The sequence below is a fragment of the Streptomyces sp. WAC05374 genome (genome assembly GCF_004353505.1).
Classification (GTDB): domain Bacteria; phylum Actinomycetota; class Actinomycetes; order Streptomycetales; family Streptomycetaceae; genus Streptomyces.
In genome coordinates, this window is the sequence record NZ_SMNQ01000011.1 from 176900 (window position 1) to 189386 (window position 12487).

Annotated in this window: 11 protein-coding genes; 5 read left to right on the forward strand and 6 right to left on the reverse strand. The window is 75.5% G+C overall.

All coding sequences use genetic code 11. The features are described 5' to 3' along the window. Positions 1–5 precede the first annotated feature (5 nt). The gene (locus E2B92_RS21515) at positions 6–782 is read right to left on the reverse strand and encodes a protein phosphatase 2C domain-containing protein (protein WP_126887002.1); all 777 of its coding nucleotides are present in this window, start codon (positions 780–782) and stop codon (positions 6–8) included. Positions 783–1150: 368 nt separating this feature from the next. Between E2B92_RS21515 and E2B92_RS21520 the strand changes: the two genes are divergently transcribed. The 5 genes from E2B92_RS21520 to E2B92_RS21540 are packed head-to-tail and all read left to right on the forward strand — an operon-like array spanning position 1151 to position 6865. Beyond that, entirely contained in the window at positions 1151–4087 is a 2937-nt protein-coding gene (locus tag E2B92_RS21520) for a nitrate- and nitrite sensing domain-containing protein (protein WP_126887003.1), read from the forward strand. After that, positions 4084–4596: a roadblock/LC7 domain-containing protein gene (locus E2B92_RS21525; RefSeq protein WP_126887004.1), complete on the forward strand. Its 513-nt coding sequence runs from the start codon at positions 4084–4086 to the stop codon at positions 4594–4596. Before E2B92_RS21520 ends, E2B92_RS21525 begins: the two co-directional genes overlap by 4 nt. Further along, a complete protein-coding gene (locus tag E2B92_RS21530) occupies positions 4593–5003 on the forward strand; it encodes a DUF742 domain-containing protein (protein WP_126887005.1) in 411 nt (136 codons plus the stop codon). The genes E2B92_RS21525 and E2B92_RS21530 overlap by 4 nt, the downstream gene beginning before the upstream one ends. After that, a complete protein-coding gene (locus tag E2B92_RS21535) occupies positions 4984–5613 on the forward strand; it encodes a GTP-binding protein (RefSeq protein WP_185923644.1) in 630 nt (209 codons plus the stop codon). Before E2B92_RS21530 ends, E2B92_RS21535 begins: the two co-directional genes overlap by 20 nt. 16 nt (positions 5614–5629) lie before the next feature. Then, complete coding sequence (locus E2B92_RS21540; RefSeq protein ID WP_126887006.1) at positions 5630–6865, forward strand: styrene monooxygenase/indole monooxygenase family protein; 1236 nt, start codon at positions 5630–5632, stop codon at positions 6863–6865. Positions 6866–6868: 3 nt separating this feature from the next. On the opposite strand, the gene E2B92_RS21545 is transcribed toward E2B92_RS21540, so the two are convergent. The 5 genes from E2B92_RS21545 to E2B92_RS21565 all read right to left on the reverse strand — a co-directional run bounded on the left by E2B92_RS21545 (position 6869) and on the right by E2B92_RS21565 (position 12484). Beyond that, positions 6869–7486, reverse strand: a complete 618-nt coding sequence (locus tag E2B92_RS21545; protein ID WP_126887007.1) for an isochorismatase family protein — start codon at positions 7484–7486, stop codon at positions 6869–6871. Between the two features lie 72 nt (positions 7487–7558). Beyond that, the gene (locus E2B92_RS21550) at positions 7559–8542 is read right to left on the reverse strand and encodes a GlxA family transcriptional regulator (RefSeq protein WP_126887008.1); all 984 of its coding nucleotides are present in this window, start codon (positions 8540–8542) and stop codon (positions 7559–7561) included. A 77-nt stretch (positions 8543–8619) separates the two neighbouring features. Then, complete coding sequence (locus tag E2B92_RS21555) at positions 8620–9729, reverse strand: C40 family peptidase (RefSeq protein ID WP_126887009.1); 1110 nt, start codon at positions 9727–9729, stop codon at positions 8620–8622. Between the two features lie 98 nt (positions 9730–9827). Next, positions 9828–12161 carry an outer membrane protein assembly factor BamB family protein gene (locus E2B92_RS21560; protein ID WP_235023908.1) on the reverse strand — a complete coding sequence of 778 codons (2334 nt, stop codon included), beginning with the start codon at positions 12159–12161 and terminating at the stop codon, positions 9828–9830. Between the two features lie 56 nt (positions 12162–12217). Further along, entirely contained in the window at positions 12218–12484 is a 267-nt protein-coding gene (locus E2B92_RS21565) for a hypothetical protein (protein WP_126887769.1), read from the reverse strand. Between the last annotated feature and the right edge of the window lie 3 nt (positions 12485–12487).

The window sequence follows — 12487 nt, forward strand, 5'->3', positions numbered from 1 at the left end:
CGCCCTCACAGCTCGACGTGCACCACCGTCGCGTCGTCGTGCCGCTTCCAGCGGTACGCGAACGAGGACGACGCCTCCAGCTCCCGCACCCGGGCGATCAGCCCGCGCGCCCCCTCCTCGTCCACCACCGCGAAGCAGTCCGCCCAGTCGCCCCGCTTGAACACCTCGGTCCACCGGGTCGCCCCGTCCGTCATGGCGACCAGCTCGCGCACGGCCGACCGCGGCACCCGGCCGGTGACCGCGCGGGCCGCCACCGACGGGTCGGCCGCGGCGGTGAAGAACCCGCCCTCCTTGTTCCGCACGGTCGTGTCCGTGACGGCGTGCGAGGCCAGCGAGCCGGGCGGCAGCCGGTCGAGCCGGTCGTCCACCACCGCCCGTACCGCGCCCTCCGGCGAACGCAGCAGCAGCACCGAGTCGGCCAGCACCAGGTACTCGACGCTCACCGCGTCCCAACGCGCCAGGACGACCGTCGCCTGAGGCGTACGGACGTGAGAAAGGTCACAGGAGTCGCGGTGGGCGTCCGCGGTGCGCCGAATTGCCTCCGCCAGGATCCCGGCCACCGTCAGGTCGGGACGGGAACCGGACAGTTCGGTCAGGGCGCCCCCGAGCCGCGCGGTGTACCAGGGCACCGAGTGCACACAACCGTCATCGTCGACCGGGGGCGTCACCCCGTCCAGCACCACGAGCGTGCCGCCCTGGCCGGATGCGGGAACGGCCACGGAAGCCCAGTCCTCGTTGGGGCGTTCGTCAGTGCCCGGGACGGAGGAGATCTCACTGCGCATGGGCCCAGTCTGCATGAGTTCTTCACACGGCCGGCAAAGGGCCGGAACCGGCCCGTACCAGCAGGCCGGAAGGGGGTGGGAGCCGGAAGCGGACCCTCCGGCGAGGTGCGGGCGCGCATCCTGCCAAAGCCCGCGTGGATCTTTCAACCCGTCACCCCGTGGGGCCCCCGCACATGCGCCCGGGAGAGTTGTTCGCCAACTCCGGAGTGTTGTTCACTCGTTCGGGTGGCGGAGTGGCCGACGTGTGCCTCCCACAACAACAGCGCTGGAATGGTCGAGGCCGTACCAGGGGTTGGGGGGCTGATCGCACGAGTGACCGGTCGTCACCTCTGCTTCATGGGCGGACGAGTTCAAGAATGTGAGAACCGGTGCAGAAGCGCAGTGAGACTCCCGGCGATCCCCAGGCACCGGGCGGCCGCGGCGTACGCGTACGCAGCCGGCTCGTCGTCGGCGTCGCGCTGGTCGGGATCACCGTCATAGGGGCCGGGGCCCCCGCCGTCCTCACCGCCTCCGGCGACCTCACGGACTCCCAGCGGCTGGTCACCCTCGCCGAGCTCAACCGCCAGGCGGTCACCCTCGCGCACTCCCTCGCCGACGAGCGCGACGAGGTCACCGCGTACATCGCCGCCGGACGCGACGCGAAGGGCGCGGACGACCGGGGCGGCGCCGGCGAACAGGGCCAGGGCGACACGGACCCGGCCGCGGGCGACAAGGCCGGTGCGCCCGCCGTCGACGCCGCGCACCGCGCCCGCGTCGACCGGCAGATCGACGAGATCCGCGCCGCCGCCCCCTCCGGCCTGCGCCGCGAACTCGCGGGCCTCCCCGCCATCCGCCGCTCCGCCCTCACCGGCACGGGCACCGCCATGGAGGCGCACCGGGCGTACACCGACGTCATCACCCGGCTCCACGCCCTGTCCGCCCAGCTCGCCGACAAGACCCCCGCCCGCGCCGCCGACGCGGGCGCCGGCACCCGCGCCCTCGCCGAACTGGGCCGGGCCGTCGACCAGGCGTCCGCCACCCGCGGCCTGCTCCTCGGCGCGCTCGCCGTCCCCGGCAAGAAGAACACCGCCCCCGTCTACGACCCGGTCACCGGGCAGTACGTCGAGCCCGAGGACCCGGCGGGCGACCGGGCCGACCGGACGCGCGACGACCTCAGCGCCGCCGCCCAGCAGGCCCGCGTCCGCGAACAGGCCGCCCTCGCCGACTTCGACCGGGCGGCCCCGCCCGCCGCCCGCGACTCCCTCGCCGCCACGGTCACAGGACCCGAGGTCAAGAGCGCCGAAACGTACCTGGCGGGCCTCACCGACCGGCCCGAGCTGTCCGACGCCGAGCGGAAGACCGACCGGGAGAAGCTCCGCGCCACCCTCACCGCCCGCATCGAGCAGATGCGCGGCGTCGAGTCCGCCCTCGCCACCGGCGAGGTGCGGCGCATGGAGCAGCTCCGCGACGACGACGTCACCGCGCTCGAACTGCGCATCGCGCTCCTCGGCGGCTGCCTGCTCGTCGCGATCGGCGTCTCCACCGCCGTCGCCCGCACGCTCACCCGGCCGCTGGCCGTCCTGCGCATCGGCGCCGCCCGTCTCGCACAGGCGCCCGAGACGGAGGAGCCGGTCCGCTTCACCGGCCGCAACGACGAGTTCGCCCAGGTCGTACGCTCGCTCAACACCCTGCACGGCAGGCTCGCCGACCTCGGCGCCCGCGCCCAGCGGCTCGACGCCGAGCGCACCGACGCCGTCGCCGCCCGCGAGGCCCTCACGGCCGAACTGGCGACCCAGCGCGCCGAACTACGCGACCGGACCGCCGAGGTCAGCGCCGAACTGGAGGCGCTGCGGGGCAGCGTCCACCACACGTTCGTCAACCTCTCCCTCCGCACGCTCGGGCTCGTCGAACGGCAGCTCGGAGTCATCGAGAAGCTGGAGGAGCGCGAGCAGGACCCGGAGCGGCTGGCCACCCTCTTCAAGCTCGACCACATGGCCACGGTCATGCGCCGGCACAGCGAGAACCTCCTGGTCCTCGCCGGCCACGAGCACAACCACGCCCACCAGGGCCCGGTCCCGCTGGTCGACGTGGCGCGCGCCGCCGTCAGCGAGATCGAGCGGTACGAGCGGGTCACCATCCAGTCGCTGCCGCCGCACGCGCACGTGGCCGGGTTCGCCGCCGACGACCTCTCGCACCTGCTGGCGGAACTGCTGGAGAACGCCACGTCCTTCTCGCCGCCCGACGCGAAGGTCCGGCTCTCCGGCTGGCTGCTGGAGAGCGGCGAGGTGATGCTCTCGGTCGAGGACGAGGGCATAGGGATGACGGAGGGCCGGCTCACCGAGCTGAACGCCCGCCTGGCCGACCCGGAGGCGCAGCCCGCGTCCGAGGCCGACCGGGAGGGCGAGGGCCTCGGCATCCGGGTGGCCGCGCTGCTCGCGGCGCGGCACGGCGTACGGGTCCAGCTCCGCGAGCAGAAGCAGGGCGGTGTGACGGCGGTCGTCGTCCTGCCCCCGGCCCTGCTCCCGGACGCCCCGCCGACCGCCCTGCCCCCGTCGGTCACCGTCGCGGGCGCGGCCCCCACGCTGAACCTCCCGGGCTCGGTCGCCGAGGCCAACTCCAACGCCCTGCCCGGCGCCCGTACCGCCCGTGACCCGCTGGTCGCCGCCGCCGAAGCGACGATCGCCGCCACCGGCGACGCGCCCGGCGAGGACGCCCCCGAGGGCGACGCGCCCGGCGAGGACGCCCCCGAGGTGTCCGCAGGGCCCGAGGCCACCCTCCAGGTCCGCGCCCCGCGCGCCCCGGAGCCGGACCCCGAGCCCGAACCGGACCCCGAGCCCGCGGCCGACGGGAAGACCGAGCCCGCGACCGCACCCGAACCCGGCCCGACCGACCGGAAGACCGACCAGGACCCCGAGCCCGGCCCGACCGACCAGGAGCCCGGGGCCGAGGCCGAGCCCGAGGCCCGGACCGAGCCCGGCCCGACCGACCAGGAGCCCGGGGCCGGGGCCGAGCCCGAGGCGCACGAGCGCGCGCAGGAGCCCGGGGGCGACGAGGCCCAGCCGCGCGCCCGGGAGCCGAAGTGGGAGCGCGTCACCGACAAGGGCCTGCCCAAGCGGACGCCCCGGGTCGTCCAGCCGTCCGCGCCCGCCGCCGGGCGCAAGGGCGGGATCGACGCCGAGGCGCTGCGGCGCCGGCTCGGCGGGTTCCACCAGGGCGCCCAGGCGGGCCGGCGCGACGCGGAGGCGGAGATCGCCGAGAGCACCCAGCAGTTGGAAGCGGTACGTACCGAAGAGACGGGGGACACAGTCGAGGAGGCACGCAGTTGACTGCGACGACCGGCAGTAGTACCACCGGCACCGCACCTTTCGGACTGAGCAGCGAGGCCAAGAACCTGCACTGGCTGCTCGGCAACCTCGTCGAGGAGGTGCCGGGGGTCCGCTCCGTGGCCGTCGTCTCCTCCGACGGGCTGATGCTGCTCTCCTCCGACCCGGCGGAGCGGAAGCCGAAGGCCCCGGCCGACCCGCCCCGGTCCGACGGGCCCCGCGGGTCCAGCGCCGACCTCGCCACCATCGTCTCGGGCATCGGCAGCCTGACCATCGGCGCCGCGAAGCTCATGGACGGCGGCGGCGTCAAGCAGACGATGGTCGCGATGGAGGAGGGCAGCGTCTTCGTGATGTCCATCAGCGACGGCTCGCTCCTCGGCGTGCACGCCACCCCCGACTGTGACATGAGCGTCGTCGCGTACCACATGGCGCTCTTCGTCGGCCGCGCGGGACACGTCCTCACGCCCGAACTCCGCAGCGAGCTGCGCAAGTCGATGGAGAGCGCCGAATGACCTCCGCGTCCGCCGCCGGCCGGCTGCCGGTGCGGGGCGGCGGGCGGCGGCCCGCCCGCGTCCGCCCCTACTCGCTCACCGGCGGCCGCACCCGCTTCGGTCACGTGCTGCTCGTCGAGACGTTCGTGGCCGCGCTCGAAGCGCCCGAGGAGCGCAAGGAGCTGCCGAACGGCGGCCTCGTCTCCCGCGTCATGCCGGAGATGCGGGCCATCGTGGAGGTCTGCCGCCGCATGCGCACGGTGGCCGAGATCTCCGCGCTGCTGAAGATGCCGCTGGGCGTCGTCCGGGTCCTGCTCAGCGACCTGGCCGACCAGGGGAGAATCCGCGTGTACGGCACCGGTCACGGCACCGGCCAGCCCGACCGCGCACTGCTCGAAAGGGTGCTGAGTGGTCTCCGCCGTCTCTGAGATACCCGTGGAGGAGGGCGAGCCCCAGGAAGAGGTCCAGGCCTGGCAGCTCGACCACACCCGCGCCCCCATCGCGACGAAGGTCGTCGTCGCGGGCGGCTTCGGCGTCGGCAAGACGACCTTCGTCGGATCGGTCTCGGAGATCACGCCGCTGCAGACCGAGGCGCTGATGACGCGGGCCAGCGAGGACACGGACGACCTGTCCGCGACGCCCGGGAAGCTCACCACCACCGTCGCCATGGACTTCGGGCGCATCACGCTCGACGACGACCTGGTGCTGTACCTCTTCGGTACGCCGGGCCAGCAGCGGTTCTGGTTCATGTGGGACGACCTGGTGCGCGGGGCGATCGGCGCGATCGTGATGGCCGACACCCGGCGGCTGACGGACTGCTTCCCGGCGCTCGACTACTTCGAGAGCTGCGGCCTGCCGTACGTCGTGGCGGTCAACCACTTCGAGGGGTCCGAGCTGTTCGAGGCCGAGGACGTGCGCGAGGCGCTCACCGTGCCCAAGGACGTACCGATCGTGATCATGGACGCCCGGAAGCGGATCACGGTGGTCGACTCCCTGCTCGCGCTCGTGGCCCGTGCCCTCGAAACCACCCCTGAGTAAGGAAAAGAGACCTTCGATGCGGAAGATACTCATCGTCGGAGCCGGGCAGTCCGGCCTCCAGCTCGCCCTCGGCCTCCAGGCGCGGGGCTACGAGGTCACCCTGATGTCCAACCGCACGGCGGACGAGATCCGGGCCGGCCGGGTCATGTCCACGCAGTGCATGTTCCACACGGCGCTCCAGCACGAGCGGGACCTCGGGATCAACTTCTGGGAGTCCCAGGCCCCGCGCATCGAGGGCCTCGGCGTCTCCGTCGGCGCGCCCGACGCGAGCCGCCCGGTCGACTGGGTCGCCAGGCTCGACGGGTACGCCCAGTCCGTCGACCAGCGCGTGAAGATGGCCGGCTGGATGGAGACCTTCGCCCAGCGCGGCGGCCAGCTCGTCATCCACGGCGCGGCGGTCTCCGACCTGGACTACTTCTCGCGCACCTACGACCTGGTGCTCGTCTCGGCGGGCAAGGGCGAGCTGGTGTCGATGTTCGGCCGGGACGCCTCGCGCTCCCCGTACAGCGAGCCGCAGCGCGCGCTGGCCGTCGCGTACGTGCACGGGCTGGGCCCGCGCCCCGAGCACCCGGACCTCGAAGCGGTCCGCTGCAACCTGGTGCCGGGGGTCGGCGAGCTGTTCGTGATGCCGACGCTGACCACGAGCGGCCGGGCGGACATCCTGTTCTGGGAAGGCGTCCCGGGCGGCCCGCTGGACGTCTTCCAGGGCGTCAAGGACCCCTCCGAGCACCTGGCGCTGACGCTGGAACTGATGGAGCGGTTCACGCCCTGGGAGTACGCGCGGGCCACCAAGGTGGAGCTGACGGACGCCAACGGCACCCTGGCCGGCCGGTACGCCCCCACCGTCCGCCACCCGATCGGCCGGCTGCCCGGCGGCGGTCTGGTGCTGGGCGTCGCGGACGTCGTCGTCGCCAACGACCCGATCACCGGCCAGGGCTCCAACTCGGCCTCCAAGTGCGCGGCCGCCTACCTCGCCTCGATCACCGAGCACGGCGACCAGCCGTTCGACGAGGCCTGGATGCAGCAGACGTTCGACCGCTACTGGGAGACGGCCCAGCACGTCACCAAGTGGACCAACGCCATGCTGGGCGTCCCGCCGGAGCACGTGCTGAACCTGATCGGCGGCGCCGGTCAGCTCCCGCCCGTGGCGCACCGGATCGCGAACGGCTTCAACGACCCGTCCGACTTCGAGCACTTCTTCTACGACCCGGACAAGGCGGGCGCGTACCTGGAGTCCGTCGCGGGGGCGTGACGCTCAGCCGGTGCGCCGTCCGGCCGTGAGGTGCCCGACGGTGGGTGCCACGGTGCCGAAGAGGTCGGAGATCGTCGTCAGGCTCGCCGCCTTGAGCGCGGCGGCGGGCACGGTGGTGCCGTCGGGCCCGGTCAGGGAGCGGGTGGCGGTCGCCTCGGCGACGACGGTGGGGCGGTATCCGAGCTGGAAGGCGCCCTGGGCGGTGGAGGCCACGCACATGTGGGTCATGAACCCGGCCAGCACCAGGTCGGGTCCGGCGTCCAGGGCGCGCAGCGTCGCCTCCAGGTCCGTCCGGTGGAAGGAGTCGGGGAACCGCTTCACCACGACCGGTTCGCCGTCCACGGGCGCCACTTCGGCGCAGATGGCACCGATCTCGGCACGGATGTCGTACGGGGTGCCCTCGCCCCCGTCGTGGACGACGTGGACGACCGGGGTGCCGGCCGCGCGTGCGGCGGCGAGCAGGCGCGCCCCGGCGGCCAGGGCGGGTTCGGCGCCGTCGAGGGCCATGACGCCCGTGCGGTAGGTGTTCTGGAAGTCGATCAGCAAGAGGGTCGTCGCGGCGAGGTGGGGCGGTGCGCTGTCGAGGCCGCTGACGTCACGCAGGGTCGTGGAGACATTCACGGGTGAACGGTGCCTTTCGGTCGGTGAGGAGGCAGGGCGGGGCCCGCGCCGGGCGGGACGCCGTGCCGAAGGTCAGGAAGCGGTGCGGAACCGGCGGCGGTAGGCGGCCGGGGTGGTGCTGATCTGCTTGCGGAAGGCGCGGTGCAGCGTCTCCACCGAGCCGAGGCCGGTGGCCGCCGCGATCCGCTCCAGCGGCTGGTCGGTGGTCTCCAGCAGGCGGCGGGCCGCCTCGACCCGGGCCGCCTCCACGTAGGCGGCCGGGCTGGTGCCGGTCTCCCGGCGGAAGACCCGGGCGAAGTGGCGCTCGCTCAGGCACATGCGCGCGGCCAGCGCGGGCGCGGACAGGTCGCCGTCGAGGTGCTCGGTGATGAACACCCGCAGGTCGTCGATGTCCCTGCGGGCCGACGCCGGCCGGCTCAGCGGCACGCTGAACTGGCTCTGGCCGCCCTGGCGCCGGAGGTACATCACGAGCTGCCGGGCCACGGCCAGGGCCGCTTCCTCGCCGTGGTCCTCGGCGACCAGGGCGAGCGCCAGGTCCATGCAGGTACTGATGCCCGCCCCGGTCCACACCCGCCCGGAGCGGACGAAGATCGGGTCGGCGTCGACCCGCACCCGCGGGTGGTCGGCCGCGAGCTGGGCCGCGGTCGACCAGTGCGTGGTCGCCCGGCGACCGTCCAGGAGCCCCGCGGCGGCGAGCACGTGCGCGCCCACGCACACCGAGGCGATCCGCCGCGCGTGGGGCGCCGTGGCCCGCACCCACTCCACCACCGTGTCGTCCACCCGGGCCACCGGCCCGTGCGGGCCCCGGTCCACCGCGCCGGGCACCACCAGGGTGTCCACGGCGGCGCCCACCTCGCCGAAGGCCAGGTCCGCCATCAGGCGCACCCCGGCCGACGTGACCACCGGCCCGGCTCCGGGGCCCGCCAGGCGCACCTCGTACCGGTCCCGGCCACCGGTCTCCCGGTTGGCCAGGGCGAACACCTCGGCGGGGCCGGTGACGTCGAGCAGGTCGACGTCGGGGAAGACCGCGATGACGACGCGGTGGGGAGCGGGCATGCGTCCATGGTCACGGCGGTCCCACCGTGACGGCAATGACGGACCTCTGTCACATCCGGCCGTCCGCCGGGGGCGGTTCAGCCCCGGTCGTTGCCCTGGTCGGAGCCGCCCGCGGCCCCGGGGGGCAGTGCGGGCGGGGTGTAGGTGCGCAGGGAGCGGGCCGCGGGGTCGGGGCGGACCGCGCCGAGGAGCGGGTTGGCGGCGATGGGGGAGACCTTGACGCGGGCGCCGGGGCGCGGGGCCTGGATGACCAGTCCGTCGCCCAGGTAGATGGCGACGTGGGTGGCCTTGGGGAAGTAGACGACCAGGTCGCCCGGGCGCAGGGCGCGCAGGGGGACCTTGGGGAGGGTGCGCCACTGCTCCTGGCTGGTGCGGGGGATGGGGCGGCCCGCCGTGGCCCAGGCCCGGGAGGTGAGGCCCGAGCAGTCGAAGGACTCCGGGCCCTCGGCGCCCCAGACGTACGGTTTGCCGATCTGTCCGGCGGCGTACTCCAGGGCCTCGCCGCCGAGTTCGGAGGGGGTGCGGGAGCCGGTGAGGTCACCGGTGGCGAGCAGCTCGCGCTGGGCGTCGGCCGTCTCGGCCTCCTCCAGGGCGGCCAGCTCCTCGACCTCGTCGTCCGACAGCGCGGCGAGCGTCTCCTCGACGTCCTTGAGCCGGGCGGTCACCTCGTCGCGGGCCTTCCGCTGCTTCTCGGCCAGTGTCTGCTCGCGGTCCAGGGCCGTGCGGGAGGCCGTCGCCAGCGCGTCCGCCCGCTTCTCGCCGCGCTGGAGCCGGGCCACGGTCGCGGCCCGTTCGCGTGCGGCGCGCCGGAGCAGGTGGTGCTGGTCCAGGGCGTGGTCGGGGTCGCGGGCGAGCAGCAGGCGCAGGGAGGAGGAGAAGTCGGTGCGGCCCTGGTACTGGGCGCGGGCCAGCCGTCCGGCGTCGGCCCGGGCGCGGGCGAGCGAGTCACGGGTGCGGGTCAGGTCGCCGGTCAGCTTCTTCGTCTCGGCGGTGAGCGCCTTCAGTTCCTCCTCGGTGGCGTTGTACGTCTCGCTCGCCTCCTCCGCCTGCTGGTACAGCGTGCGGAGCTGGGCGAGCAGCTCGGGGACCGTGGACCCGGGCGGGGCGGGCGCGGCGGCCGCGGGCGTGGCGGGGAGCGCGGCCAGCAGCGCGGCCGCGCACACCGTCCGCAGCAGCTTTCCTGACATGTCATCACCTCCGCCCCCATCCTGGGGCGGTGGATAATACGACTTGCGTATGAAATGCCGGAGTGGGCGGATCGGCCCAGTACGGTCACCCGTCCCGGTCACTCCACCGGCAGCGCGTAGAACGTCCGGTCGCGCCGGACCACGACGGTGCCCGTGCCCGCCGCCAGCGCGATGTACGGCGCCGAGATGTCCGCGCCGCCCGGGGCCCGGACCCCGGCGTCCTGGAACTTCCACAGCCGCCGCCCGTCCCCCGCCCCGAACGCGGTGACCTGCGAGCCGTCCGCCGCCAGCAGGGTCCGGCCGCTCGTGCTCACGGTCACGCCGGGGACGTCCCCGCCCGCCGCCGCCTCCGTGCCGCGCCGCCAGCGCGCCCTGCCGGTCGCCGGGTCGACCGCGTACACGGTCTGCGAGCGGTCCGCGGCGTACAGCGTGCCGCCGCGCACCTCCGCGCGCCCGAAGGGACCGCCGCCGGCCAGCCGCCACAGCGGCCGTCGCGTACCGGTGTCGAAGGCGTGCAGCGCACCCGCCACCGCCGCGTACAGCCGCCCCGACGCGTCCCCGGACACCGCGCCGCCCGGCAGGGCGCCGCCGAACGGCCTAAACCAGCGGCGCGCCCCGGTCGCCCGGTCGTGTGCGTAGAAGATCGCCAGCCCCTTCGCGGCCTTGACCTGAGCGGCCGTCAGCGACCGCGGGTCCTGGCGCACGACGAGGGTGTCCGGCCGCAGGGCGAGCACCTCGTAGGCGGGGATGTGCGGCGGGCGGCCGTTGGGGACCTGGACGCGCCACAGCTCCTCGCCCCGGGCGGCGTCGTACGCCACCAGGTACGTGCGGGCGGCCGCCGTGCCGGTGAACCACACCACGTCGCCCGCCTGCCCGGCCACCGCCGCCGGGCGGAGGCCCCCCGCCAGCGGCATCGGGGCCCCGGCCGTGCCGTCCTCGGGCGACAGCGACCGCAGGCCGCCGGCCCCCACGACGAGCAGCCGGCCGCCGGCGGTCAGGGCGGGCCGGCCGGACGGGGCGTCGGCACGCTGCCACAGGCGCCGGCCGGTGGCGAGGTCGACGGCCGCGGTGTGGGCGCCGGAGGTGAGCACCAGGGTCCGCTCCCGCCAGACGGCGGCGTTCAGCGCGCCGCCGCCGGCGGCGGGGTGGACGTACGCCCAGTGCGGCCGGGGCGGCACCCCGGGGACGGCCGGGCGGGGCCGGGCCACGGGCCTGGCGTCGGTACGCGGCTGGTCGGCGTCGCCGGACGCGAACGCGAGCACGCCGCCGCCCCCGAGGACGGCTCCCGTCACCCCCGCGGCCAGGCCGGTGAACAGCCCCCGGCGGGTGAGCCCCGGTGCCGGCGCGGGCGCCGGGGCGGACAGGGGTGCCGGGACCGGCGGGGCGGGCGCCGTGGCCGGCGGGGCGGGCGGGAGGAGCACCTCCGGCGGGCGGGCCGTGCCGGGGCCGCCGGGGGCGGGCTCCCGCCGCGTCTGCCGCCCGACGCGCACGGTGCGCCCGTCGAGGTCCTCCGGTGCCGTCCCCGTGAGCGGCGCGTCCAGGGCCGCCACCCGGGCGGCCTGCTCGTCGAGCGCCCCGGCCAGCCGGTCCGGCAGCCAGCCGCCGCCCGCCAGGGCCGCCGCGCCCTGCGGGGCCAGCACGGCGGCGACCCGGCCCGCCGCCGGGCGGTCGCCGGGGGACTTGGCCAGGCACCGGCCGATCAGCGGCCGCAGCTCCCCCGAGACGGCACCGAGGTCCGGATCGGCGTCCGCGATGGACGCCGCGTCCGGCAGCGGAGGGGTGCCGGTCGCGGCGTACGCCAGCAGCAGCCCGAGCACGAAGACGTCCGACGGCGGCCCCGGCTCGTGCCCGGCGGCCTGCTCGGGCGTGAGGTAGCCGAGCCGTACCGACAGGTGCCCGCCCTCGCGGGCCTCGGCCGACTCCGCAGCGCCCAGCGCGCCGAACGCGGTCAGCCGGGGCCCGTCGGCCGCCAGCAGCACCGTGCCGGGGGCCAGCCCGTGCAGTACCGCCCCGGTCGCGTGGACCCGCGCCAGGGTCTCGGCCAGCCCCGCGCCCAGCACCCGCACCGCCCGCTCGGGCAGCGGCCCGGCGAGCGCGACCGCCTCGCCGAGGGTGAGCGCGGGCTCGTAGGGCGTGGCCGTCCACAGCGGCGGCGCCCCGACCGCCACCTCCAGGGGCCGAGGCACCCACTCCCCGGCCAGCCGCCGCGCCGTCCGGGCCTCCGCCGCGAACCGCCGCCGGAACGCGGGAAGTTCAGCCAGCGCGGCCGGTGCCACCGCCACCAGGACGGTCGTGGCGTCGTCACCGCGCGCCAGGTACCGCACCGCGCCCGCGGAGCCGCCGAAGCGGGCCAGCAGGGTGTAGGGGCCGCACCGGCGGGGGTCGCCGTCCTTCAGCGGTCCGATCGGCTGAAGCGGCGACGACGGTTCCATGCGGAGGCTCCCCCTCTTGGCGGCGCGGCGGCGCGGCGGCGCGCATGCCCGTGATCCTACGACCTGCGGGACCAGGGCCAGTTCAGCTCGCGCCGCTCACGCCCGGCGGGGGCGTACTCGTACTTCCAGCCGCGCTGGAGCCCGAGCCGCCGGGTGTAGCCGGAGGGGACGCGCCGGTAGGCGTGGACGACCGGCGGGCCGCCGTCCTCGGCCGGGACGGGGACCGTGTACCACTTGGGCGGGTGGCCGGTGATGCCGGTGAGGACCGGCAGGACCCGCCCGTCCAGGGGGCCGCCGTAGAAGGGGGTGTTCTCGCTTCGCACGAC